Genomic DNA, 21,765 nt, shown 5'->3' with positions numbered 1-21,765 from the left:
GGATCAACCTCCTTTCGCGCCCACCTCTGGACACTTTGTCCAGAAGTCCGGGACGGTGCTTTCCACCTCGTTCCCCCACACATCCCAGCCGGGCGGGGACTGCCGGGCGAACAGCTCCACCCTGGGCACATCGCCCATGAGGGTCACGATCTTATCACGGGCCTCATCCGGCTTTCGGCTGTGCTCCTGGATCGGGGCAATAATGAATTGATGGACGTTTGCCGCCTGCCGTTTCGGGTGTCCCCGTGTCGCCAGCAGGCAAACCTCCGCGTTGCCCCTCGTCCAAAAGCCCAAGCCATAAAACCAGCTCTCGGACTTTCGGTTTTTCTTCAGCCAGACGAAAGCCACGGACTTATATTGAAAGCCCCACGCATTGATCAGCCGCAGGGCCTCCGGGAGCTGTGGGAACGTGGCCCACAAAAAAAGCACGCTGTCCGGGGCCGCCAGATCAGCCACCGGGAGCGTGCATAACTCGTCAATTCCCATTGTGGGGTAATGCTTCTCCGCCGCACCCTGCAAGCCCTTTTGCGTGTAGCGCCAGGGGGGATCGGCATAGATCACAGAATACTGTCCGATAGTTACACTCCTTTCTCCCCGGCCTCCAACGCTGCCCGCGCCAGACGGATGCGCTCTGTGGCGGCGGCGTAGTAGGCGGGGACGGTTTCAAAACAGAGGAAGCGGCGGCCCGTATTGAGGGCGGCAACCGCTGTTGTGGCAGAGCCCGCGCAGATGTCCGCAACCACCTCGCCGGGCCGGGTGTAGGTTTTGATGAAATACTCGCACAGGGCCACCGGCTTCTGCGTGGGGTGGACGGTGCGCTGGACGGCTGGAAAGGTCAGCACGTTTCCGGGAAAGCGCAGGCCGTCCTCCGATCCGCTGCCGGAACGGGTAAATTTTCCGTAGTTGGTGCTGTTCCCATTATTGCCCGCAATTTTCTTGTAGGGCTTGCCCTGCTCAAACTGCGGATTGTAAAGCGGGAGCTTCTGATAGAACACCAAAATATTCTCCGTCTTTTTCAGCGGAGCGCGGCGGGCGTTGAGAAACCCTGTGCAGCGGCTTTTGTACCATACCCACTCATAGCGGAGCATGGACAGGTTGGATGCCCCCAGCACCTTGTCATAGGGGCATTGTGCAAAGAACAGTACAGCGCCGTCCGGCTTGACTGCCCACTTGACCGCCTCCCACAGCTCCGGGAGCGGCAGGGGCACATCCCAAAAGTTCCGGGTGGTGCCGTAAGGCGGATCGGTCAAGAGCATATCCACAGAATGACGGGGCAGGGAGCGCAGGCCCTCAATGCCATCCATAAGGAACAGGCCCTCCGGGAGCTCCGGGGACTTCTGGACACTTTGTCCAGAGGTGCCCTTATCGGTCATCCCTGGCCTCCTTGCCCTTTGCCGGGGCGGGCCGGGCGGCGTTTTCACGGGCGGCCTGCGCCCGCCCCTCGGCTAACTGCTGGGCAATTTTCTTCGCGTCATCCCTGCCGCCCAGCAATTCCTGCTTTTGCAAAACGGCCTCCGTTTCCGCCATAAAACGGTAAACATCGGCCTGGTTGAAGTCCTCCGGCGCTTTCCCGTTCCACAGGCGCGACCCGTCGGGCCCATATCTTCTCGGCATATAACACCCCTTTCTCAATGTGCGCTAAAGATACTTCGCGCAATCGTCCCGGTTTTGAACAGCATGAAGCAGAGCAAAACCGTATAGCCCACGGTGCCCCAAATCGCCCCAATGGGATCTCCGCCTGTGGCAATTCCCTGGATCAGCACCGCATAAATCGCAACACACACCAGAATGAGCAACCCCTGGAAGCCCACGGCAAACAGGGAGCGCAGATAGTTCTGCCCGATCTGTCCCACCTCCCGATGGGAGATCGTTGCCATAGGGATGGGGGCCAAACTGGTGAGCAAATAGATTTCCAACATTCTGCCATACACCAACACAAAAATGACGATGCCCAGCGCCCACATGGTAACGCCAATAATGGAGGACTGGAGCCACAGGCCCAAAAGCGGCCCTAAATCCATCCCCTCCAGGGTGGTTTCCAGCTCCGCCATCATATCCGGCGTGATGTCCGTGGAGCCCTGGATCAGACCGCCCGCCTGGGCGATCACCGTTTGCGACACGTCAAAGACGGCCATCACAATATTAAAGGTGTTTGAGAGAATGAAGATGGCACAAGCCGTTTTGAATATCCATTTGTAGATATTCGCCACGTCAAACTCGTGCATATTGTTTTTTTCCAAAAGCATCTGAATGAGCTCATAGGTGGCAACAAAGGTCAGCACCAGCCCGGCAATCGGCAAGATCACCGTTTCGGAAAGCTGGCGGATGAGGGAAAATACCCCGGCGTTCCACGCCGCCGGGGTAGTCCCCACCTGTACCGCAATCTCTCCGACTTGGGTATTGACGTAATCAAAAAGCCCCTCCAGGTTCCCCATGATCCCGCCAATCAGCAGCTCTTTGAGCCAGTCCGTGAGCCAGTCGGTGAGAAAATCCATAAGCCGCTACCTTAAAACAGGCCGGACAGCAGAGGGATCAGGGTGGTGCCCAGCAGGATGATGCCGCCGCCCGCCATGAGCTGCTTCATGCCCTGGCTTTTGGAACCAGGATTGTCCGAGCCGTAGCCCTCCAGCAAATTGACAACGCCCCACACGCCCAGGCCAGCGCCCAGGGCCACAACAAGGGTCTGCAAAGTATCAATAGCGGAAGAAAAGAACTGCATATAGCCTCCATTTCTCCGGGTTTTTCCCCGGCTATGAAAAAAGCCGCCCATTTGGGCGGCAGGTTACGACCTCTGGACACTTTGTCCAGAAGTGCTTTATACATAGGCATCCGGATCGTCCACATCGTCGTAGTTGAGGATGTCCTCGTCCTCGCTTACGGGCCCTGTGTCCGATACGTCTACCTCGTACACCTCACAAGCCTCGTTCAGCCCAGGCCGCCTGCGGCGGTTAATGAGCTTATCAAGGTCAAAGGCGTTTTTCTTTTTATCGGCCTCAGCCGTGTACTTGTAGTTCGGGTGCTGTTTCAAATCGTATTTGGGCGAAAAGAACGGGGGCAGGCCCCGCAGCTGCAAAATGCACTTATCGCCCGGCATGGTAGCCAGCTCGCTGGGGGTCATCAGCTCCCGGCCCAGCCGCTGGGTGTTTTGGTTGTAGCTTTCCGACTGCCCACGGGAGCGGCCCTCGGTCTGCATGGAGATCGTGGCCTTGCCCAGCCAGTTTTCGGATATTTCCTTGATGGTGGAGCTTTCCCGCCCGCCCAGGAAAACCACGCTGTCCATGTTTCCCAGGATCGTTTCGGCGTTGTCCTTGTATATGGCCTTGCATTGGGCGTACTGCTGGTAGAACAGGCACAGGCTTACCTCACGGGAACGGATGACGGCCACCAGCTTCTCCAGCGAGGGCACCTGGCCCGTGTTCGCCGCCTCGTCCCACAGCACCCGCACATGATGGGGCAGGCGGCCCCCGTGAACACTGTCGGCCCGTTCACACAGGAGATTGAACATCTGCGAAAAGGCCAGGGCAACAATGAAGTTATAAGTGGGGGTTGTGTCGGAAATCGTGAAGAAAACCGCCGTTTTCCGATCCCCGATGCGGTCAAGCTCCAGCTCGTCATAGCTCATAATCTCCCGGAGCTGGGGGATGTCAAAGGGGGCCAGCCGGGAGCCGCAGGAAATCAAAATGCTTTTTGCGGTCTTGCCCGAAACGAGTTGTCAAGGACTTTTTAATCAAATTCACGAAAAAGCCACAAAAAAAGTGCCAGAAGCAGATTTTAGCTCCTGACACTTTTGCGGATGGGTTATTTTCTCCTGCTTAACAGTTCGTCGCAAAGGTACGCATATTCCGGCAGTTGGTCGATATAGGGTTTCCAGCGCCGCTTAATCTCGGCCAGTTCCAGCGGATCGGCGTCCTCGAAGTCATGGTCGTTTCCGGTCATTCCAAAAACATCCAGTGCTATATCATTCAAGCACTCATAACAAAGGCCAGTAGCGGACTCTATCCAGTTGCCGGTATCAATATAGACCGGGTCGATAGATATTGCCAGCCACACATAGCCGACCTTGTCCGACCAAACCAAATCATAAGCGGTCATCTGCTGGATATGTTTCTCAAACACTTTGCGGACGCGCTCAATCTCATTTTTCTCTTTTTCTGTGTATAGCATTTTTGTGTCCTCCTTGACTAAAAGTTTTGGCGTGTACCATCATCAGTTTAACACAAGGCGGCTGGCTTTATCAGCCGGTCACATCTGCTGTATCTCGTTTTTAAGCATACGCTTGATTTTGTCGCTCATGGTTTCAGTGCTGGTCTGGCTGAAATGGACGCGCACCTTGTAGGTGGTCTTGCCGATTTTCTTTACCAGCGCGGGGGCGTCCTCCGGCGCTCTGGTAGGGATGGTGTCTGCGGTCTGCATGGTACGGGTTTCTTCGCTCATGGCGCTCCTTTCTCCGGGCGGGGCTGCGCCGTCCGGCAAAACAATCAGTCGCTCTTACGGTTCACAATGTCTTTCGCCGCCTGCTTGGTGGCCCCGGCGTTTTCCTCTCGGAAGTTTTTCCCGGCAAAGAGGATCGGGGCGCACCGTTCCAGGATACGGTCATAGATACGGGCGTGGGCCAGGTCGGGCGGGTTCTTGAGTTCGGCCAGTTTCAGGTTGGTGGTGATTATCATGGGCCTGCGGCTGCGGTAGCGGCTGTCAATGACGAAAAACATCTGCTCCATCGCATACTCGGTACTGCGCTCCACACCCAAATCGTCAATGATGAGCAGGTCGTACTCGTCAAAGCTGGCGATAAAGTCGGCCCTGTCCTGGTCGAACATCCCTGTCAGGCGGTTCAGGATGGTAGGAAAGTTCGTCATCAGCACCGGCACATCCCGGTCAAGCAGGGCGTTGGCGATACAACCTGCGAAAAAGGACTTGCCGGTTCCCACATCCCCGAACAGCAGCAGGCCGGTGTTGTTTTTGTATGCCTCCTTCCAGTTTTCTACATAGGCGCGGGCCTTGTCCATCAGGGGATTTTGGCCGTTGTCGTTGGCAAAGGTGTAGTCGTACAGATAGCGGTCTTGCAGGCCCTGGGCCTTTCGGCGCTTGATGCGCTCCATGCGGCGCTGCCGTTCCTCGGCGGCCTTGCGCTGTTCCTCGGCCTCCCGCTGGCACTGGCAGATACAGCGAGGCATGAAGTAGCCCGGTTTCCCAAAGCATGGCACAACGGTCTGCCTCTGGCCGCCGCACTTTTTACAGTGAATGAGGCCGTCTGCCGGGTCTATGTACTCGTCCCCGGCCAGCTCCACACCGGCGGCTGCCTTGTCGATCAGCGCCCGGATTTCTGCGGTAATCTCCATCATACGGTTTCATCCTCCTTTACGCTGTAATCCCGGTTGCGGGTGGGCGGGGCTGCTTTCTTCGCGTCCTCACCGGCCCAGCGCCGGATGGTGGCGGCGTGGCTCTGATACCGCTTGCCGGTAGAGGCCATGTACTCGGACAGCTTTTCGATGTATTGGCCCCATACGGTGGGAAAGCTGGCCTGCAAGTCCGCCAGTTCCTCGTCCGTCAGGAAAACATTCTGGTAACGGCCATAGGCGCGGGCGGTGCGCCCCGATTCGGAACGTCCCTTCTCTATCTCTCTCTTTATCTCTATCTCTTTCTCTAACTCTATCTCTGGTGGACGAATGTCGGACAAATGTCCGCCGTTTGTCCGGGGCGCGAAAAGAGCCTTGTTTTGGAGCCTTGCCGCCCGCTTTCGCTCGGCCTCGGTGGAGGACTGGCCGATCAGCAGTTCGATATTGCTCATGTAGAAGGTGCCGCTGTCCAGCACTTCCACAAGGCCCAGCTTCAGGAAGATTTGCAAGGCCCTCTCCACAGTGCCGATCTGCTGGCGGGTGATGGTGGCGATCATCTGCGCCGTATAGGGGATATTATCGTCAAGTTGAAGCCGCCCGCCATGTTTCAGGGATTTCAGATACAGCTTGAGCAGGATGTTGGAGTACAGAACACCGTCCTGCATACTTTCCAGCAGCACGATGGAGTCATCGTCAAAATAGTTCTCTTTGAGTTTCAGGTAGTAATATTTTCGGTTGTCTGACATAGGATTTCCTCCTTGGGGTTTGTTTCAGGGGTCTGTACGCCTTTAGAGGGCCGTTTTGAGGGCCAGAGGATAAATCTATCAGGCCCCCAGCGACACCCTCGAAAAAAGCCTTGATTTACAAGGGGTTTTCGGCCCCTAAAGCGTGACATTTCGCCCTCTGTTTGCGCTTGCGCTGGGCGGCCTTGATACGCTTCATGCGTCCGGCACATTCCGGGCAGTATTTGGCCCGGTTGGAGCCGGGGGTGAACAGCGCCCCGCAGACGGCGCACCGCTTGGCGTCCAGGCGGTGGAACAGGGCCGTTTCCAGTTCCCTGTCCAGCGGCAGCACCGCCGCCCGGAACCACCGGCACAACAGGGAGTAGGAAATGGACTGGACGCAGACACATTCCTCCCCATCGTCCAGCGCGATACAGTTGCCGCCGTCATAGTTGCAGCACTCATGTACCAGCCGCCGCGTTCTGCGGTACTGGCGGTAGTCCATGACGGGGATGGGTTCAGGCTTGCTTTTCTTCATGCTGGCACTTCCCGCACCCGCCGCAGTTGCCGCATCCCTGGCAGGCATGGGCCTCCGGCTCCGGGCCGGTGGGCGCGCCTGCCGGTTCCGACTGCAAGAGGGCAAGGGGCAGGCGGATATTCAGGTGGACAGTGACGGGTAAAATAATCTGCTTCATAGGGCAATCTCCTTCCATGAGTGAATGTTGACAGTTCTGTGCAAAGGGGTGTCGTGAAACGCGACGCACCTAAAAGGGGTCGCCCAAACGCCGTACCCTTTACCGTTCCGGCCCCCGGGCATGGGACTTGTCCTGTCCCTGGCGGGCCAGTTGGTCGGCAGCCTTGCGGAGCCGTTCAACGGCTTTCAGTTCCTCCCGCATGGCCTTCATGTCGATGGTGTCCACCTGCTTCTGGGCGGTCAACAGGTCGATCTCGCGCTGCCATGCCTTGGGGGTGATTTCCTCGCCGCTGTCCTTCAGTTCTTTCAGATACCGGGCCGCCGCGTCATAGAGGATCAGTTCCCGGCTGTAGCGCTGCTCGAACAGTTCCCGTTTCTCCGGCTTTACCTTGGCAAGCTGCTTGCGGATGGGCTTGTACTTGTTGTACTGCGCCCACATCTCCCCACGCTCGGTGAGGGTGGCAATCCGGCGCTCGGCCTGGACGATTTTCCCCCGCAGGTCATAGTAGCTGCTGTTCATATCGGAGATTTTATCGTGGAGCTGCTGCATGGTCTTAATTTCGTTTGCCTGCATAAAGCTGAACAGGGCGGCGCTCTCCTGCAAAGCCCGGATTTTGCCGGTGCGGGTGTCAGGCCGCTTGAGCTGCTGCTGGGCCTCCCACAAGTCCATCATGCTGGGCTGCTGGCCTTCCGGCTTCTCGGCCTCGGCCTTAGACCAGTTGTAGAGGCGGGTAATGCGGGCCTTGATTTCCTTGAGCAGCTTGTTGTCGGCGGCGATCTGCCGGTTGACTTCTCCCTTGTCGGTGCGGATACCGCGCTTCTCCATCTGGCTGGCCGCTGGCCCCAGGTGGACAGAGGGGATTTTATCAATGCCCTGTCGCTCGTAGCTGCGGTGGTCTACCAGGGCGGGCTGACCGGCGGCCTCCAATGCCCGGTTGGTACAGGCCGCCCATGCCGCCCGCCAAATCTCCACATTCCCTTTGTCGTTCCAGTCGGTGGTGTCCTCCCGGTGGTTCTTCCAGCCGCCTTTCCCATCCGGGATACGCTGGCCGTTCTCGTCCAGGTCGTATGCCTTGCGGCACTTCGCGCCCCATGCGCCATTTTCTTTCAGGGGCCGGACGGTCAGCATGATATGAACATGGGGATTGCCGGTTCCCTTATCGTGGATGGCGAAGTCGGCGCACATCCCCTTGTCCACAAAGTTGTCCTTCACATAGGCCCGGACAAGGGCAAGCTGCTGTTCCCTGGACAGTTCGCGGGGCAGGGCCGCTTCAATCTCGCGGGCAAGCTGGCTGTCCCTGGCTTTCTCAATCTGCTCCACACTGTTCCAGAGGGTGGAACGGTCTGCAAACTCTGGCGGGGCGTGGGCGGGCAGCATGATTTCCGCATGGACAACGCCGCCCTTCCGGGTGTAATCATGGGTCAGGCCGTCCCATTCATTCGTCAGCTTGGTTCCGCTGCGGTAGGCGGCTGCGGCAACAGCGGAACGGCCCTCGCTGCGCTTGATGATACTGACGGGGATATGGCAAAAATCTATGGGGATCGCCTCCTTTCGGTGAGGGATATTCAGGCCGCAGGGGACGGGACAGCCGCTTGCGGATGTTCCGTGGCCTGTGGCGCACAAGGGGTTTGGGGAGTGTAGCTCCCCATCGCGGACGAAGTACGCAACAGCCCCCGGCAGGGCGCACGACACCGGCAACGGTGTATAAGTGCGCCCTTGTAAACAAGGGACTTACGGCTTGTCCCCGGATTTCGGCAGTTTTGCGGCCAGTTCCGCCGCCCCCGGAAGATGGGACAGGGCAATCAGGAACGCTTTGACCTCTACGCCGGGAAGATCGGCGGCCAGAGGGAAAATGCCCTCCAAAATGGCCCCGCGCTCAATCAGGCGGCGGGTGCGGGCCTTGCGTTCCTCATTGCGCTGCTTGTTCTCCAAAATCTTCTGGCGGTTCTCAAGCTGCCGGATTTCCTTCAGGACTTCTTCGCGCTCGTCTTTTTTCTGTTTCGCTTGGATGGTGCTGTCTTTGTGCATATCGCTTTCTCCTTTGGCGGCTTCATCCAGCCGCGCTTGATATAATATTTCTGTAACTTGATAATGGCGTTGCGAACCGTGACAATGGCCGCTGATGTCGTAAAGCCTTCGGCCTCGGCAATCTCCTTAAACTGCTTGCCCTCCCAAAACCGGGCATGAAGGCAGCTTGCCTGCCGGGGCGTCAGGGTGGCATGGGCCTCCCGGAGCCGTTCCATCATCAGGGCGCGGGCGGCCTCCTGTTCCCGTTCCGTTTCCTTCTCCATCAGAATATCCTCCGGGGAAACGGCCTGCTCCGGGAAATGGTTTTCCATGCCGGGGGATGCGTCCAGAGAGTAACAGTGATAGTGCTGTTTGGCGTCATTCGCGTCCTCTGCGCGGCTTTCCTCCACAATGGCGTCTGCCACCTCGTCCGGCACTTCCACAAAGGTGTCTTTCTTACAAATCGGGTAGTAGTATTTTTTCAGATTGATGGTTTTCATAGGCCGCTTGTCCATTTCCGGCGTATGAAGTTCCGGCGCAGCCGCCGGAGCGCCGCATGGATGGACTTCCCAGCCTGGGATGGGGTAATGCCCTCCATCGCGGCAATGTCCTTCACTTTCATTCCCAGCATATACCGGGCATGGACACGGCGGGCCTGCGTTGGGGGCAAAGAGGAAATGGCCTCATAGAGCCGCCGGAGCAGTTCGGCATATTCGGCCTGCGCTTCCTTTTCCATCAGGCAATCCTCCGGCGATGGCTGCGCCCAGCCAATAGCGGCGTTCTCAATCCCATCATTGCAGTCAAGGGAGTAAAACGCCTTGTAGCGGTACATCTTGCGCTCCCTGGCGGCCTCGGCCCGCTTGTCCAGCAGGAACGCTTCAACGATTTCATCCGACACCTCCACAAAGGTGTCCTCGGTGCAGAACGGGTAATATTGCTTGAGGTTAATGGTCTGCATAGGCCCGCCCTCACTCTGACGGGAAAAGGCCGTCATAGCAGCGGCGCATATTCCGCAGACCCCGCCGGATGGCAATGCTGACTTTGCTGCTGTGTACGCCCTCCATCCGGGCAATTTTCGGCTGGTTGATACCGGCGATGTAGTAGGCCCGGATGCGGCGAGCCTGGGTGGGGGTGGCATGGGCCAGGGCCTCCGGCAAGGCGGTAACCAGCCGCAGGCGGGCGGCCCGTTCCTCGCGCTCCAAAAGGATTTCCTCCGGCGATCTGCCGTGTTCCTGCGCGTAGTTCTCCGTCCAGCTATATGCGTCCAGAGAGTACCAGGCGCGGTGGTAGACCTTCCGGCGCTCATAGTTGTTCATCTCACGCTGGGCCTGCCGCATGGCCTCCCAAACCTCGTCGCTGACCTCCACAAACTCGTCATGCCGGTAGTGGGGATAAATCCACCGCAGATTGATTGTTTTCATAGGCTTACCTCCTGAAAATGGGAGAGGCGGGCAGCTTGTCCGCTGTCCGCCTCCCGCTGGGATAAGGGAAACAATCCCTTTCACTTGGTAGCCCGAAAAGGGGTCATTCGTATGGGTGGTTTCTCAAATTTTTTTGAAAAATTTTTCTGACTGCTTCAATGGAACCTTGCACCGAACTCTTGGAGCAGCCGCACAGGGCAGCGATCTCCGAAAAACTCAGCCCGTCCAGGGCATAGAGCAGGAACCGGCGGCGCTGGGCCTCGGTGCAGGTGTCCAGGACGGCCATCAGCTCGCCCAGTGTTTCCTTGCGGCAAAGGTAATCCTCCGGCGTTTCACCGTAGATACCCACGCCCTCAGTGGCAACTATGTATTCGTCAAACTCCCGGCCATCCCAATGCCGCCGCTGCTCATGGGACAGGTTCTCGGCTTTGTGGTCGGCCCGGTCAAGAAATTCATAGACTTCCAGCGTGACCTCCACGGCCACAGCTTGTCCGTTGTAATTGATGGTGACTTCCATCTGCCTTTCCTCCGTTCAGATTTTTGCGGGAAAATCTGAACGGGGCGGCGGGGAACGGCACCGGGGGCAAGGCTCGGGCCATGTTGACCCGATGTTCCGTCCCCACAGGTATGAAAAAGCGCCCGGACAGCAGAAAGCTATTCGAGCGCAAAAAATACGGTATTCAGTTACATTGTGACAATTTTCGCACCGGCTGCCAGACGGGGCCGGTTCGGTGGCTGGGCTTTTTTTGACGGTAGTGCAAATATCGTCTGAATTTGTCGGCGGTCAGTGTGCTTCATGGCGGCTCCCTCCTAAAGCCGCCGTGTCAGTGTATAGGCGTCACTCCTTTGTCGAGGACATAAGGAACGGCGGCCTTGATTTTGTCAAAGCCGCCGTAAGTGTGATTAGGGCATGATGATTGCCTGCTGAACGACGGCTTTTTTTCTTTTGCCGTCGTCCGGCAGATTTGTGTATCTGTTATGAAAGTATCATGCGTAGTTGCGCATAACTCTTGATCGAAGTACAAAGAAAATAGCAATCTGAATTATCAGCACCAAACCGCACACACAACCAACTAACTGCATTGTTTCACCAATGTAAATAACACCGGACACAAGCATAATGCGGTATGTCGTAAAGGCTCCAATGATACAGCCAAGTACGGTGGGAATAAAATAGACGAATAGCATTTGTTTTGTAATAAGTCCTTTAATCTTTTTGCGCTTCATTCCCAATCGCCGTAGATCATTATAGACTTCCGCGTCGTCCCATATCGTGCTAATAAGTTTTAGTCCAATAACCATGACTGCGGACACAAAGGCAACAATGGCGATAAATAACATAAGCATAAGGTAGGTGGCAAAGGCTTCAAACTGCGTTGTCGTGCTGCTTAACTTTGAAAGCGGATATAGCGACCACAACCGGGCAATTTTAGTTTCGTTGCCATCAAAGGGAAGATACTCCGCTTGACTTCCTGTTTTCTCGAATGTCGCGCTGTTGTGCCAATTTGTAAAGATTACCCCGTTGTTGTCAGAGATAACGGCTTTCAGAATATTGTTCTGAAAATCCATCGTGTCTTGCCAATTTTCCACATTTACCATATAGGAAACGGCTCTATATTCGTCGGCAAGTGTAGCCGCAAGCGTGCGGTAATCGTCATTGTTCAAAATCAGAAAAGAAGAAAATACAGACCGTGTATTAAAAAGCCCATCGTAGCATATCGGCTCGTTTTGTATGAAGTAAAACTCTTGTTCAGTAGTTGGGTTGTAAAAAAGGCTGCTTTCTGCCGAAAAAGCGTTTAGTTTATATTCCATGCTGCTGTCATAGTAAACCGTGTAGCTTCCCTTTGGTACGGATATTGCCGCGCCGGATAAGACATTAAAGTTATCTTCGCTTACGACGATACGCGAACCCCAATCACGCTCACCGTTTTTATAATTGTTCTGCACACCGAGCAATAGGCAGTCTATATGCTTTATGCTGGTAATGACCGCATTGCTTTCCTCGGCTATTTCTTCAATACGGCTTTCGGTCATGGGGTGTTCATAGGTCGCATTGATCGTGTAATCGTATGGCTCGTTCAGAGCGACGTTATAACCGTCAATAAATCCTGCCGCTATGAAGCCGATACCAAATGTCGTAAAGGTAATAAGAAGCGTCGCCACAAATATAGACCGGGTATATTGCCGGATTTTCTGTTTTAGAAGATTGTAAAAGACAAGGTTCTTATAATATGCTTTGTCATTGTACTTTTTCAGAATATCCCCAATAGACGCGCATTGAATAATCAACAGATAAACGCCTAAAACTGCTCCTGCCAAGCCTACAAAGGCCAACAAAGTATTGAGAAAACCGCCGATATTCTGCAAGGTGAAAAAGGCAACAATCCCGGCAGGGACAAGTAATGCGCCTAAAATCAACAAGAATAAATTTCCGCTTTTCGCCGTTTCGTTTTCATCAGAGGTCTTAATGATTTTCAAAATATCAACATTTTTGATGTACCTGCGGTTAATCGTCCGCAAAATAAACCAATTAAGCAAGGAAAACAGTACCGCAATGATTAACCCCACCCAGCCGATACTGAATGCTGTTTCCTGTGTTTCCAAAAACAAATTGAGAAGCGACCAGCATAGGTAAGCAAGCGGAACCGACAAAAGCAGGCCAACGAATACAGCAAATTGAAAAAGAAGCGTGTATTCTTTCACAACAATTTTTTGAACGCTGCGCCGGTCTATGCCGAGGGACAGAAAAATTCCGATCTCCCGCGACTTATATTTTAGGAAAATACTGTCTGCATACACAAGAAAGACAATGATACCCAACATGGAGCCGAAAAACATAGCTTGTGAAATAGTTTGTGTTGAACCGCCATCAACCAGGACGTTTGTGACAGTAGGGCTGTACTGCAAAACGCCGTATGCCCCTGTCATTGCTATGGAAAAAACAACAGAGAAGAAGAAAAGCCCGTATTGCTTTCGGCTATTCTTAAAAAGTTTTCTGCTAATATCGTTAAGCGTCATACCCATCACCGTTTACCTTTCTTGTGAAGTCCAGTAATTCGTCAAGAAAATCTCGGGGCTGTCCGTGACGCACTAATTCACCAAAAACGATACCGTCTTTTAAGGCAATCACTTTGTCGGCATAAGAAGCCGCAAACGCATCATGTGTAACCATAAAAATTGTTGCGCCGATTTTTTCTTTCGCATTCAAAAATGCTTCTATGACAGCAGTACTCGATTTTGAATCGAGATTTCCCGTAGGTTCATCTGCCAAGATAATGGACGGATTATTAGACAATGCTCTCGCTATGGACGCTCGTTGTTTTTGTCCCCCGGATACTTCAGCAGGATATTTTTCCGCAATTTCTTCAATGCCGAAAACCTCTAACAGAGTATGGGTGTTCTGCTCCATTTGGCTTTTCGGTTTTCCGGCTATGATCTGCGGTAAAAAAATGTTTTCCCGGATAGTCAGCCCGTTCAGCAGCATAAAATCTTGAAAAACAAAACCAAGTTTATGCTGCCTTATTTCTGCAAGTTCATTTTCTTCGCCGGTTAGAATATCCTGCCCGTCAAGAATGACCTTCCCGCCGTCCGCACTTATAAAGCCAGAAATCACATTGAGCAGCGTCGTTTTCCCGCTGCCGGACGGCCCCATAATGGCGACAAATTCCCCGTCGTGAATAGTTGCGGTAATCTCTTTCAAAACAGGATAGTCTATGCCTTTTGAATGATACGTTTTAGAAACCTTTTCAATCTGTAACATAACCTTCCCCTTTCTTTTCTGTTAGATTTCTGTTTACAAGTTCATTCTAAAAGGCAATTTTCAAATATCTATCAAACGAAAAAATCCCCCTGTACAAATACAGGGAGATTGCAGAAAGTAATTTATTATTCTATCATTCCAAAGCGGACGGTTACAGACGCGCCCGCTTCTATACCATTCGACAAAATGATATTTCCATTATGCCGCTCACATAGGATTTTGCAGATATTGAGGCCGAGGCCTAAATGCTGCCCGGTGTCAGACTTTTTCTCTGTTGTATAAAACGGGTTTGCTGCAAATTTCAAAGTGGTATCATCAAAGCCCGCCCCGTCGTCTGTTACAGTGATTGAAAAGGTATCATTTGTGGCGGTGTACTGTATGGATATGGCAGATTTCGCATAACGGGCGGCGTTGGATAATAAGTTTTCAAAAACCTGCAAGACAATTTCCGGGTCAACACAAAGGCTTGTGGCAACGGTTTTATCCGATATGGATAGGTTCTTGCTCTCGCAAATCATTTCCGCAGTATCATTGAGCCTTGCGGTGAAATCGCTGGCTGCAAGCTGTTTTCTCACAATCGGTACATCTTCAAGCCGCTGTAATGTATTCATGGAAGAAGCATAGTTTTTCAGCCGTTCAATCTGCCCTGCCATTGCCGCGTAGGTCTGCATAACATCGTCAGCACTTAATTTCCCCTGCGGCGTGTATTTTTGCAAAATGCCTAAATGCCCCTCCATGACCGTAAGGGGTGTTCGCAGATCGTGAGAAAAAGCGGCATTTAGCTTTTTGCGCTCATTCATCTGACGCCACATTTCCCGATTATTTTTTTCCAGCGCAGAGCGCATTTTTTCAAATGCTTTGCATAGTAATCCCATTTCATCGTTTCTGTCATACGCAATCGAAAAATCCAAATCATTTTCGGCTATTCTGTTTGCAGATGTAGTTAAGAACATTAGAGGCCTTCTAATTTTACTCCTGTAAAAAACAAATCCCGCCAAAATGAAACAGGCAAGATAAGTAAAGGGGGGCAACGTCCACATCCCCATTTCGTACAGCCACATCATTCTCCCATCATGTTCTGAAAGCAAATATACCGATTGATTTCCCCATACCTTTTCAGAATTAAATCCTTCGACCACATCTGAATACTGAAAGGCAATATCTCTCTGTGCATTTGTGAGCAAAGTCCTTTCCACTTCTACCAGCAGTATTGCAAGAAGAAGAAAAACAACTGCAAGTAAAACAAATGTAGAAAGAATTGACAGATCATTCAATTTACGCTTGCTTTTTCCCATTTATATCCCACCCCCCAAACGGTTTCAATGTATTGTTTGGCTCCAACGGCAGCAAACTTTGCGCGGATTTTTCTGATATGCTCCGCTACAACAGAGTTATTTCCCAACCCGTCCAATCCCCATGCAGCTTCGTAAAGCCGTTCTTTATCAAAAACCTGTCCGGGGTTTTGTGAAAGCACTTCGAGTATGTCAAACTCCTTTTTCAAAAGTGGGATTTCTTTTCCGTCCCAATATACTGTTCGCTCTAAATAATCAACCGCTAATTGTCCATCGAACAAAACGCGAGGCTTTGTTTTACTGCGATTTTCGCGGCGTAAATGTGCAGACACTCGCGCTCCCAGTTCGTCAACAGAAAAAGGTTTTATAATATAATCGTCCCCACCAGCACCAAAGCCTTTGATTTTGTCGCTATCCTCAGTATTCGCAGTCAGAAAGAGGATTGGACAAGAAACAAAGTCCCGTATGCTTTTGCAGAGCGAAAGCCCGTCTATATCCGGCATATTGATGTCAAGCAGGATAAGATCGGGTTGCTTTGATAACTTCTGTAAAGCCTCTTTACCTCCGGCAGCCGTAATTACATGGTAGCCCTCAAGGGAAAAATAGCGTTTCAACATATCTAAGATCTCTATTTCATCATCTATTATCATAATCGTCTGCGTCATTTCAACACCTCCAAGAATGATTTTAGCAATCATTTTTCAAATCTCTATCAACTTTACGCCGCTCGTCAATCGCCTTCTCCGCGTCTTTGGGTATCAGCCAAACACCGGCTATCTTCACAGCGCCAGGGATACGATCCTCAACGCAGTAATAGTTGACTTGACGGGACAAAATGCCCCATTTTTCGCTTGCTTCTTTAAGTGTCATGTAGTCCATATTTGTACCTCTGACAACATTTTTTATTATATTTCATTTGCTTAAAGGACACAAGGCAGAAGATATGTCGAAAGCGTAAAAACAAACAGAGGCCGCAAAATAGCAGCCTCCGCTTGTAAAAGAGCTATTGATAAATCAGCTCTGTAAGAACAATTTCCTCCGCCTGCGCTTTCAGCGTATTCATCAGCCCCACCCAGCGCATGGGGTCACGGGCTTTCAGTTCCTCGGTGACGCCCGCCGCCTCCATCATGCGGGGCAGCATGGCATCCATCCGTTCACGCGCCGCCCGGTCAATCTCCAACAGGTGCGGGTACAGCTTTTCGCTCAAAATCATGCTGCTGTAAAGGCCGGGCCGGTGTTCCTTCAGGTAGCGTTGCCGCATACGGCCATACTTGCCGATGGGAGCTTCCGGCTGCTCGGAAAGTTTCAGGTCGGGGATGTAGTAATCTCCGCAGCGGGTGTAAGTCAATTCGTTCATGTTCGTCCTCCTTTGCACTGTGATGATTAAACTGCGGCGCTGGCCGGTAAGGTGGCCTTATGCGGCTCCTGTCTGGGTAACTGGCTGACGGTGGTAAAAATGCCCTTCTCCATATCCTCGGCCCGGATCGCGGCCTTTGCCGCCTCCACCTGGGCCTTGCGTTTGGCGTTGTAGCGTTCTTCCCATTCCTTCTGCTTGCCGTTTGCCTTCCTGCGCCAGTTCTTCCAGATTTAAGCCCCGTTCCACCCGTAAATCTTTGAGGCGTTCCTGTACGGAAATGCGGGTTTTCATAGATACATCGCTCCTTCCTGCGGCTGGCTGCCGCCGTCAATCCCATTATACCATACCCGTTCCGCAATCGTGGAAATTTTCGATTTTGGGGCGGTTTTCCTACTTTGTGGATATACGGGAGAAGGCTCAAAAATGTGCCATAATGGGCTTAGTTCATCGATGGATTATTCCAACCGAATGACCGGCCTGTATGGGATATGCTCCCCGGCGATGTAGCGCAACGACTTGCGGCAGGGAAATGGAGGAACCCTGACCGCAACGAGCGTACCAAAGGGAGCGAAACGCCGTTGTGAGAGCCAGGGGCAGGAACGACATCAGGGAGAACCGGCGAAAATGAACACCGAATTGATACCAAAACACAACAATCTGATAGGGCATAGTCTACCCTATCCGTAATACTACGGGGGATTTCCGGACGGTTCTATGGCCGCTTTTTCCTTGAAAATCGCCCCGAAACACGACACTAAAATCTGCTATCCGTCTATTGCGGCTGTTACGGCTGAAATGGGCGGATTTTCGTTTAAGGAGGCACCATGCCGAGAATGCCGAAAAAGAGGAAGCTGGAACTATCCTTCTTCCTCAATGAACGGGGGCGGGTAACGTACAACGACCTTTGCCGGAAATGCCAGCGCACTTATAAGCAGAGTTTCCGAGCGGTCATTGTGGACTGCCCCCATTATCTTTCCAAACGCTCAAAACGAAAAGTAAAGGAGGACACTGATTGAATGGAAGTTGAATTTATGACCACAGATACCACCCTGCCGCCCTGTATGCCGCTGCCAAGAGCCATGCTGCGGCTCCCGATCAGCAGCACCGCCAAGGTCATGTACGCCCGGATGTTGGATATTATTTTCCTGTCCGGCATAGAGGACGCCAACGGGATTTTATTTATCCATTTCCCCATCGTGGAACTGGCGGCGGCACTTGCCCGCAGCACCATGACCGTGAAGCGTTCCCTGAATGAATTGGAGGACGCCGGACTGATACTGCGGGTGCGTCAGGGCTTCGGGGAACCCAACAAGATATATGTACTCATTCCCAAGAAGGAGGACAGCCGCTTATGAATGAAAAGCTGGAAGCACTCAATCAGGAGATAGAGAAAACGGAAAAGAAGCTGCGCTGGGCGCAACAGGAGGAAAAGCGTCTGACCCATCAGGCCAAGGCGCTGACCCGGAAGGAACGGACGCACCGGCTTTGCACCAGAGCCGCCATGCTGGAAAGCTACCTTCCCCACCCGGAAGCCATCACGGATGAACAGGTCAGTCTATTCTTGAAGCTGCTGTTCCACAAAGACAGCACCCGTCAGCTTATGGAAAAAGTGTTTGCCGGAAACGGCACAGAGAAGGAGGGCGCAGAATGAAGATGAATTTTTCTAAAGACGAGTTGGCTATGGTCTATCAGTACGCCGCCGGTACAAAAGAGGACACCCTTGCGGGGCTGAAAGAAATCGTGCCGGTTATCCGTGACCGGCAGACAAGGGATATTGTGGAGAATACCATCCGAAAGCTGAACGCCATCCCGGAGCCGGAGTGCCGCCGCTTTATCGCTGATACGAAGCAGCGGTTTATCCAGAAGCGGGACAATTCCATCCGGCGCAGGCTTGCCGAAGCCAAGGCACAGGCGAGGACGAAAAAGCCACATCCCAAGAGAAAAGAGCCAGACCGGGAACGGTCATAATCGCTTCCAGAGCCGCAGCCCGTGGACTGCCCCTCTGAAAGAGGGCGCAACTATACACTACCTGAAGGTAGTGTGTTGCGCCCTGCCGGGGGCTTCCTGCGGAAAGCGGATGATTGCCCGCAGCGCTCCGGCTCCTGCCAATCATCACAGGGGAAGCTACACTTCCCCTGCGCTGGCTGCCGCCAGCTACCCCTTTGTGGACTTGCCGCCCGGAAACACCTTGCGCTGCAAGCTGCTTCCAGTCAACAAGTTTTCAGAAAAGCCATTCCTTTTTGTGGGCTGATACAGTATAATGAAGGCAACGACAAATCGGAAGTTGTAAAGGAGATATAAGATGTATATCAGAAAAGCAATAATAGATGATTTATCAAGAGTAGCTGAAATATATGTATTTAATAACAGGATGAATTTTTTCCCTATATTCAAAGATGAAAGTTTTTCTTTTGGGGAGTTGCAAGTTGTTTCATTAGTAAATAATTACTTCAAAAAAGATGAAATTATCAAAAATATATATGTATTTGATAATGGTCTTATAAAGGGTTTTATTCAAATGAACGGAACAGAAATTTGTAAATTATATGTAGATACATTTTTTCAAAGTCAGGGAATTGGCAATGAGCTAATTGAATTTGCAATTAAAGAACTCCATGCAAATAATTTATGGGCATTAGAAAAAAATATTAGAGCAATCTCCTTTTACCAAAGGCATGGTTTTCGTTTGACAGGTCAGAAAAAGTTTGAAGAAGATACCACAGAATATCTTGTTAAGTTAGAAAGATAGCTTTCCATTTGCCAATCTGCCCCTACCATAAAAACTGAATACCAGCCGCCCACCGGCGGCACCACCGAGCAGGAAATCATGGAACGGTTTCCTGCTTTTTCTTTGCCCGGACGCCGGGAGAAAGGAGGTCACAATCCGTCATGCCACCATGCCCGCACTTTGACCTGAAAATCGTCCAGCGCAGCAAGCGCCAGTCTGCTGTCGCTGCCGCCGCCTACCAGAGCGGGGAACGGCTGTTTTCCGAATACGACCAGAAACAGAAATACTATTCCCATAAAAGCGAAATCGTCCACACCGAAATCATGCTGCTGTAAAGGCCGGGCCGGTGTTCCTTCAGGTAGCGTTGCCGCATACGGCCATACTTGCCGATGGGAGCTTCCGGCTGCTCGGAAAGTTTCAGGTCGGGGATGTAGTAATCTCCGCAGCGGGTGTAAGTCAATTCGTTCATGTTCGTCCTCCTTTGCACTGTGATGATTAAACTGCGGCGCTGGCCGGTAAGGTGGCCTTATGCGGCTCCTGTCTGGGTAACTGGCTGACGGTGGTAAAAATGCCCTTCTCCATATCCTCGGCCCGGATCGCGGCCTTTGCCGCCTCCACCTGGGCCTTGCGTTTGGCGTTGTAGCGTTCTTCCCATTCCTTCTGCTTGCCGTTTGCCTTGCGGCGCAAGTAGTTCTGGTGAAGCCTGTCCTTGCGTTCCTCCTTCTTCCGCAGTTCTTCCTGTTCCTCCGGGGTCAGGGGAACCGGCTGCAAGGCGGGCGGGATATACCGGCCCACAAAGTTGAAGTAGATTTCAACCTCCTGCGTGGTGTCCTGGCTGCCTTTCCGGGCGCGTTCATGGACAAGGATTTTCTCTACAAACTCGTTGAGCATGGTGTTTGTCAGCGTGTCGAAGTTCTCGTACTTATCAATCAGGGCAATAAACTTTTCCGCAGATTTCCGGCTCTGCTCATAGCCGGTAACGGTCTTTTCCAGTTCCGCGATTTCCGCATTGAGGGTGTCCTGCTCTTTGGCGTACTGTGCGTCCAGGGCCTCATACCGGGCGTCCGGCAGCTTACCCAGGGCGTTGTCCTCATAGATTTTGCAGATCAGCTTTTCCAGTTCCCCGGCCCGCTTTTGGGCGGCGGCCAGCCGTTTCCGCTTCTTGGATATATCGGCGGTCTGCTGGGCAGCCTGCGTTTCCTGGACGGTGCGGATAAACTCAGCCCTGTCATTCTTGGAATACTCCGCGATGGCCCGGAGCATATCGGTTATCAGGGTCAGGACGGCCTCGGCCCGGATGCGGTGCTGTGTGCCGCAGAGCGTCCCGCATGGGACTTTGGTGTATTGGCTGCAAGTAAACTGCGGGTCGCGTTTTCCGTTGTAAGTGCGGTGAACATACATCTTGCCGCCGCAGTCGGCGCAGTACATCAGGCCGGTCAGGGGGTGGGCCTCGCCCCAGCCGTCCGGGTAACGCCTGACATTCGCCCGGATGCGCTGCACATTGTCAAAGGTTTCCTGGTCGATGATGGCCTCATGGGTATTCTCGAAAATCGTCCATTCGCTTTCGTCAACATAGTGGCTTTTCTTGTCCTTGAAGTGCTTGCGGGTCTTGAAATTGATGGTGTGGCCCAGGTATTCCCGCTTTTTCAGGATGTTCACAATGGTGGATGATCCCCAGCCGTAGGGGTCTTTGACCGGCTTCGTCCTGTTTACGCCCTCGTGGAAGCGGGCCAGATGGACAGCGGGGATTTCAACCTTTGCTTCGGACAGCAGCTTGGAGATTTGATAGGGGCCGTAGCCCTCCATCGTCAGGGAAAAGATGCGGCGTACCACTTCGGCGGCTTCTTCGTCCACAAGCCAGTGTTCCCGTTTTTCGTCCCACAGATAGCCGTAAATGACAGTGCCGGTCAGGTGCTTGCCGCTCATACCCTTGGACTTGAACACGGAGCGGATTTTCCGGCTGGTGTCGCGGGCGTAAAACTCGTTCATGATGTTGCGGAACGGGGTAAAATCATCATCGCCTTTCAGACTGTCTACACCGTCATTGATGGCGATCAGCCGGACGCCGCGCTGCCGCAAAATCTCCATGACCTGGCCGACTTTCAGATAGTCACGCCCCAGGCGGCTCATGTCTTTGATAACAATGGCCTCCACCCGCCCGGCCTCGACTTCCTCCATCATCGCCAGAAAGCCGGGGCGGTCAAAACGGGTTCCCGATACACCGTCATCGGTGAAGTGGGTAGGGTTCGGCAGCCCGTTCCGGCGGGCAAACTCCTCTAACATCTGCTTTTGATGGCTTATGGAGTTGCTCTCGCCCTGTAATTCATCATCGCGGCTCAAACGCTCATACAGTGGGGTGATTTTCTCGTTTCTCATGGCTGTACCTCCTGAAATGAAAATGCTCTAAGTGGCTGCTTCACTAACCATGACAAAAAACCATGATTAAG

The 21,765-nt window shown here is 52.8% G+C and carries 29 protein-coding genes and 4 pseudogenes; 6 read left to right on the top strand and 27 right to left on the bottom strand.

Annotated features, from left to right (window positions below):
- Positions 1-3 precede the first annotated feature (3 nt).
- The 25 genes and pseudogenes from H8705_RS01515 to H8705_RS13665 all read right to left on the bottom strand — a co-directional run.
- Entirely contained in the window at positions 4-561 is a 558-nt protein-coding gene (locus tag H8705_RS01515) for an MT-A70 family methyltransferase (RefSeq protein WP_262394097.1), read from the bottom strand.
- A gap of 17 nt (positions 562-578) precedes the next feature.
- Positions 579-1,373 (bottom strand): DNA-methyltransferase, encoded by a 795-nt coding sequence (locus H8705_RS01510; RefSeq protein WP_262394096.1) that lies wholly within the window; start codon positions 1,371-1,373, stop codon positions 579-581.
- Positions 1,363-1,614, bottom strand: a complete 252-nt coding sequence (locus H8705_RS01505) for a hypothetical protein (protein WP_021659237.1) — start codon at positions 1,612-1,614, stop codon at positions 1,363-1,365. Before H8705_RS01505 ends, H8705_RS01510 begins: the two co-directional genes overlap by 11 nt.
- A gap of 14 nt (positions 1,615-1,628) precedes the next feature.
- A complete protein-coding gene (locus tag H8705_RS01500; RefSeq protein ID WP_072852338.1) occupies positions 1,629-2,495 on the bottom strand; it encodes a VirB6/TrbL-like conjugal transfer protein, CD1112 family in 867 nt (288 codons plus the stop codon).
- Between the two features lie 11 nt (positions 2,496-2,506).
- Complete coding sequence (locus H8705_RS01495) at positions 2,507-2,719, bottom strand: Maff2 family protein (protein ID WP_002578752.1); 213 nt, start codon at positions 2,717-2,719, stop codon at positions 2,507-2,509.
- A gap of 96 nt (positions 2,720-2,815) precedes the next feature.
- Positions 2,816-3,712 (bottom strand): annotated as a pseudogene (locus H8705_RS01490) (VirD4-like conjugal transfer protein, CD1115 family); the annotation flags it as partial.
- 86 nt (positions 3,713-3,798) lie between these two features.
- The gene (locus H8705_RS01485) at positions 3,799-4,164 is read right to left on the bottom strand and encodes a hypothetical protein (RefSeq protein WP_006574342.1); all 366 of its coding nucleotides are present in this window, start codon (positions 4,162-4,164) and stop codon (positions 3,799-3,801) included.
- A gap of 78 nt (positions 4,165-4,242) precedes the next feature.
- Positions 4,243-4,413 carry a transposon-encoded TnpW family protein gene (locus H8705_RS01480; RefSeq protein ID WP_430691907.1) on the bottom strand — a complete coding sequence of 57 codons (171 nt, stop codon included), beginning with the start codon at positions 4,411-4,413 and terminating at the stop codon, positions 4,243-4,245.
- A gap of 65 nt (positions 4,414-4,478) precedes the next feature.
- Positions 4,479-5,342, bottom strand: a complete 864-nt coding sequence (locus H8705_RS01475; protein WP_262394095.1) for an ATP-binding protein — start codon at positions 5,340-5,342, stop codon at positions 4,479-4,481.
- On the bottom strand, positions 5,339-6,082 hold the full coding sequence (locus H8705_RS01470; RefSeq protein ID WP_262394094.1) for a phage replisome organizer N-terminal domain-containing protein: 744 nt from the start codon (positions 6,080-6,082) through the stop codon (positions 5,339-5,341). Before H8705_RS01470 ends, H8705_RS01475 begins: the two co-directional genes overlap by 4 nt.
- Before the next feature lie 115 nt (positions 6,083-6,197).
- Positions 6,198-6,596 carry a cysteine-rich VLP domain-containing protein gene (locus H8705_RS01465; protein ID WP_054324691.1) on the bottom strand — a complete coding sequence of 133 codons (399 nt, stop codon included), beginning with the start codon at positions 6,594-6,596 and terminating at the stop codon, positions 6,198-6,200.
- Positions 6,577-6,753 carry a hypothetical protein gene (locus tag H8705_RS01460; RefSeq protein ID WP_256186072.1) on the bottom strand — a complete coding sequence of 59 codons (177 nt, stop codon included), beginning with the start codon at positions 6,751-6,753 and terminating at the stop codon, positions 6,577-6,579. Before H8705_RS01460 ends, H8705_RS01465 begins: the two co-directional genes overlap by 20 nt.
- Positions 6,754-6,852: 99 nt before the next feature.
- Positions 6,853-8,445, bottom strand: a complete 1,593-nt coding sequence (mobQ, locus tag H8705_RS01455; RefSeq protein ID WP_262394239.1) for a MobQ family relaxase — start codon at positions 8,443-8,445, stop codon at positions 6,853-6,855.
- 39 nt (positions 8,446-8,484) lie between these two features.
- Complete coding sequence (locus tag H8705_RS01450) at positions 8,485-8,781, bottom strand: DUF3847 domain-containing protein (protein ID WP_262394093.1); 297 nt, start codon at positions 8,779-8,781, stop codon at positions 8,485-8,487.
- The gene (locus H8705_RS01445; RefSeq protein ID WP_262394092.1) at positions 8,721-9,260 is read right to left on the bottom strand and encodes an RNA polymerase sigma factor; all 540 of its coding nucleotides are present in this window, start codon (positions 9,258-9,260) and stop codon (positions 8,721-8,723) included. The genes H8705_RS01450 and H8705_RS01445 overlap by 61 nt, the downstream gene beginning before the upstream one ends.
- Positions 9,257-9,718 (bottom strand): RNA polymerase sigma factor, encoded by a 462-nt coding sequence (locus tag H8705_RS01440; protein ID WP_262394091.1) that lies wholly within the window; start codon positions 9,716-9,718, stop codon positions 9,257-9,259. The genes H8705_RS01445 and H8705_RS01440 overlap by 4 nt, the downstream gene beginning before the upstream one ends.
- Positions 9,719-9,728: 10 nt before the next feature.
- Positions 9,729-10,181, bottom strand: coding sequence for an RNA polymerase subunit sigma-24 (locus H8705_RS01435; RefSeq protein ID WP_262394090.1), 453 nt, complete (start codon positions 10,179-10,181; stop codon positions 9,729-9,731).
- Positions 10,182-10,284: 103 nt separating this feature from the next.
- On the bottom strand, positions 10,285-10,698 hold the full coding sequence (locus H8705_RS01430; protein ID WP_262394089.1) for an RNA polymerase sigma factor: 414 nt from the start codon (positions 10,696-10,698) through the stop codon (positions 10,285-10,287).
- 470 nt (positions 10,699-11,168) lie between these two features.
- A complete protein-coding gene (locus H8705_RS01425) occupies positions 11,169-13,199 on the bottom strand; it encodes an FtsX-like permease family protein (protein WP_262394088.1) in 2,031 nt (676 codons plus the stop codon).
- Positions 13,189-13,941 (bottom strand): ABC transporter ATP-binding protein, encoded by a 753-nt coding sequence (locus H8705_RS01420; protein WP_262394087.1) that lies wholly within the window; start codon positions 13,939-13,941, stop codon positions 13,189-13,191. Before H8705_RS01420 ends, H8705_RS01425 begins: the two co-directional genes overlap by 11 nt.
- A 125-nt stretch (positions 13,942-14,066) precedes the next feature.
- Positions 14,067-15,236: a HAMP domain-containing sensor histidine kinase gene (locus H8705_RS01415; protein WP_262394086.1), complete on the bottom strand. Its 1,170-nt coding sequence runs from the start codon at positions 15,234-15,236 to the stop codon at positions 14,067-14,069.
- On the bottom strand, positions 15,212-15,898 hold the full coding sequence (locus H8705_RS01410; RefSeq protein WP_262394085.1) for a response regulator transcription factor: 687 nt from the start codon (positions 15,896-15,898) through the stop codon (positions 15,212-15,214). Before H8705_RS01410 ends, H8705_RS01415 begins: the two co-directional genes overlap by 25 nt.
- A 22-nt stretch (positions 15,899-15,920) precedes the next feature.
- A complete protein-coding gene (locus tag H8705_RS01405; protein ID WP_087234091.1) occupies positions 15,921-16,112 on the bottom strand; it encodes a DNA-binding protein in 192 nt (63 codons plus the stop codon).
- A gap of 124 nt (positions 16,113-16,236) precedes the next feature.
- Positions 16,237-16,590 (bottom strand): TnpV protein, encoded by a 354-nt coding sequence (locus tag H8705_RS01400; protein WP_262394084.1) that lies wholly within the window; start codon positions 16,588-16,590, stop codon positions 16,237-16,239.
- A gap of 207 nt (positions 16,591-16,797) precedes the next feature.
- Positions 16,798-16,881 (bottom strand): annotated as a pseudogene (locus tag H8705_RS13665) (helix-turn-helix domain-containing protein); the annotation flags it as partial.
- Positions 16,882-17,414: 533 nt separating this feature from the next.
- Between H8705_RS13665 and H8705_RS01390 the strand changes: the two are divergent.
- The 6 genes and pseudogenes from H8705_RS01390 to H8705_RS01365 form a co-directional block, all read left to right on the top strand.
- Entirely contained in the window at positions 17,415-17,606 is a 192-nt protein-coding gene (locus tag H8705_RS01390) for a hypothetical protein (protein ID WP_262394082.1), read from the top strand.
- A complete protein-coding gene (locus tag H8705_RS01385; RefSeq protein ID WP_087418071.1) occupies positions 17,607-17,945 on the top strand; it encodes a DeoR family transcriptional regulator in 339 nt (112 codons plus the stop codon).
- A complete protein-coding gene (locus tag H8705_RS01380; RefSeq protein ID WP_087418070.1) occupies positions 17,942-18,241 on the top strand; it encodes a DUF3847 domain-containing protein in 300 nt (99 codons plus the stop codon). The genes H8705_RS01385 and H8705_RS01380 overlap by 4 nt, the downstream gene beginning before the upstream one ends.
- The gene (locus H8705_RS01375) at positions 18,238-18,558 is read left to right on the top strand and encodes a transposon-transfer assisting family protein (RefSeq protein ID WP_262394081.1); all 321 of its coding nucleotides are present in this window, start codon (positions 18,238-18,240) and stop codon (positions 18,556-18,558) included. The genes H8705_RS01380 and H8705_RS01375 overlap by 4 nt, the downstream gene beginning before the upstream one ends.
- Positions 18,559-18,892: 334 nt before the next feature.
- A complete protein-coding gene (locus tag H8705_RS01370) occupies positions 18,893-19,339 on the top strand; it encodes a GNAT family N-acetyltransferase (RefSeq protein WP_262394080.1) in 447 nt (148 codons plus the stop codon).
- A gap of 140 nt (positions 19,340-19,479) precedes the next feature.
- Positions 19,480-19,647: pseudogene (locus H8705_RS01365) on the top strand (MobA/MobL family protein); the annotation flags it as partial.
- Here H8705_RS01365 and H8705_RS01360 read toward each other — a convergent pair.
- A pseudogene (locus H8705_RS01360) lies at positions 19,638-19,787 on the bottom strand (TnpV protein); the annotation flags it as partial. The pseudogenes H8705_RS01365 and H8705_RS01360 overlap by 10 nt on opposite strands.
- A 26-nt stretch (positions 19,788-19,813) precedes the next feature.
- Positions 19,814-21,694 carry a recombinase family protein gene (locus H8705_RS01355; protein ID WP_204898913.1) on the bottom strand — a complete coding sequence of 627 codons (1,881 nt, stop codon included), beginning with the start codon at positions 21,692-21,694 and terminating at the stop codon, positions 19,814-19,816.
- Positions 21,695-21,765 lie beyond the last annotated feature (71 nt).

It is taken from the genome of Youxingia wuxianensis (genome assembly GCF_014385085.1).
In the GTDB taxonomy this organism is placed as follows: domain Bacteria; phylum Bacillota; class Clostridia; order Oscillospirales; family Ruminococcaceae; genus Youxingia; species Youxingia wuxianensis.
Note: the sequence above shows the minus strand (reverse complement) of the source record. Positions and strands in the feature narration are given on the sequence as shown.

Excerpts from the sequence above, each read along its gene's own strand:
- H8705_RS01510 (WP_262394096.1), bottom strand. The coding sequence starts at position 1,373 with ATGACCGATAAGGGCACCTCTGGACAAAGTGTCCAGAAGTCCCCGGAG.
- H8705_RS01505 (WP_021659237.1), bottom strand. The coding sequence starts at position 1,614 with ATGCCGAGAAGATATGGGCCCGACGGGTCGCGCCTGTGGAACGGGAAA.
- H8705_RS01500 (WP_072852338.1), bottom strand. The coding sequence starts at position 2,495 with ATGGATTTTCTCACCGACTGGCTCACGGACTGGCTCAAAGAGCTGCTG.
- H8705_RS01495 (WP_002578752.1), bottom strand. The coding sequence starts at position 2,719 with ATGCAGTTCTTTTCTTCCGCTATTGATACTTTGCAGACCCTTGTTGTG.
- H8705_RS01485 (WP_006574342.1), bottom strand. The coding sequence starts at position 4,164 with ATGCTATACACAGAAAAAGAGAAAAATGAGATTGAGCGCGTCCGCAAA.
- H8705_RS01480 (WP_430691907.1), bottom strand. The coding sequence starts at position 4,413 with ATGCAGACCGCAGACACCATCCCTACCAGAGCGCCGGAGGACGCCCCC.
- H8705_RS01475 (WP_262394095.1), bottom strand. The coding sequence starts at position 5,342 with ATGATGGAGATTACCGCAGAAATCCGGGCGCTGATCGACAAGGCAGCC.
- H8705_RS01470 (WP_262394094.1), bottom strand. The coding sequence starts at position 6,082 with ATGTCAGACAACCGAAAATATTACTACCTGAAACTCAAAGAGAACTAT.
- H8705_RS01465 (WP_054324691.1), bottom strand. The coding sequence starts at position 6,596 with ATGAAGAAAAGCAAGCCTGAACCCATCCCCGTCATGGACTACCGCCAG.
- H8705_RS01460 (WP_256186072.1), bottom strand. The coding sequence starts at position 6,753 with ATGAAGCAGATTATTTTACCCGTCACTGTCCACCTGAATATCCGCCTG.
- H8705_RS01450 (WP_262394093.1), bottom strand. The coding sequence starts at position 8,781 with ATGCACAAAGACAGCACCATCCAAGCGAAACAGAAAAAAGACGAGCGC.
- H8705_RS01445 (WP_262394092.1), bottom strand. The coding sequence starts at position 9,260 with ATGAAAACCATCAATCTGAAAAAATACTACTACCCGATTTGTAAGAAA.
- H8705_RS01440 (WP_262394091.1), bottom strand. The coding sequence starts at position 9,718 with ATGCAGACCATTAACCTCAAGCAATATTACCCGTTCTGCACCGAGGAC.
- H8705_RS01435 (WP_262394090.1), bottom strand. The coding sequence starts at position 10,181 with ATGAAAACAATCAATCTGCGGTGGATTTATCCCCACTACCGGCATGAC.
- H8705_RS01430 (WP_262394089.1), bottom strand. The coding sequence starts at position 10,698 with ATGGAAGTCACCATCAATTACAACGGACAAGCTGTGGCCGTGGAGGTC.
- H8705_RS01425 (WP_262394088.1), bottom strand. The coding sequence starts at position 13,199 with ATGACGCTTAACGATATTAGCAGAAAACTTTTTAAGAATAGCCGAAAG.
- H8705_RS01420 (WP_262394087.1), bottom strand. The coding sequence starts at position 13,941 with ATGTTACAGATTGAAAAGGTTTCTAAAACGTATCATTCAAAAGGCATA.
- H8705_RS01415 (WP_262394086.1), bottom strand. The coding sequence starts at position 15,236 with ATGGGAAAAAGCAAGCGTAAATTGAATGATCTGTCAATTCTTTCTACA.
- H8705_RS01410 (WP_262394085.1), bottom strand. The coding sequence starts at position 15,898 with ATGACGCAGACGATTATGATAATAGATGATGAAATAGAGATCTTAGAT.
- H8705_RS01405 (WP_087234091.1), bottom strand. The coding sequence starts at position 16,112 with ATGGACTACATGACACTTAAAGAAGCAAGCGAAAAATGGGGCATTTTG.
- H8705_RS01400 (WP_262394084.1), bottom strand. The coding sequence starts at position 16,590 with ATGAACGAATTGACTTACACCCGCTGCGGAGATTACTACATCCCCGAC.
- H8705_RS01390 (WP_262394082.1), top strand. The coding sequence starts at position 17,415 with ATGCCGAGAATGCCGAAAAAGAGGAAGCTGGAACTATCCTTCTTCCTC.
- H8705_RS01385 (WP_087418071.1), top strand. The coding sequence starts at position 17,607 with ATGGAAGTTGAATTTATGACCACAGATACCACCCTGCCGCCCTGTATG.
- H8705_RS01380 (WP_087418070.1), top strand. The coding sequence starts at position 17,942 with ATGAATGAAAAGCTGGAAGCACTCAATCAGGAGATAGAGAAAACGGAA.
- H8705_RS01375 (WP_262394081.1), top strand. The coding sequence starts at position 18,238 with ATGAAGATGAATTTTTCTAAAGACGAGTTGGCTATGGTCTATCAGTAC.
- H8705_RS01370 (WP_262394080.1), top strand. The coding sequence starts at position 18,893 with ATGTATATCAGAAAAGCAATAATAGATGATTTATCAAGAGTAGCTGAA.
- H8705_RS01355 (WP_204898913.1), bottom strand. The coding sequence starts at position 21,694 with ATGAGAAACGAGAAAATCACCCCACTGTATGAGCGTTTGAGCCGCGAT.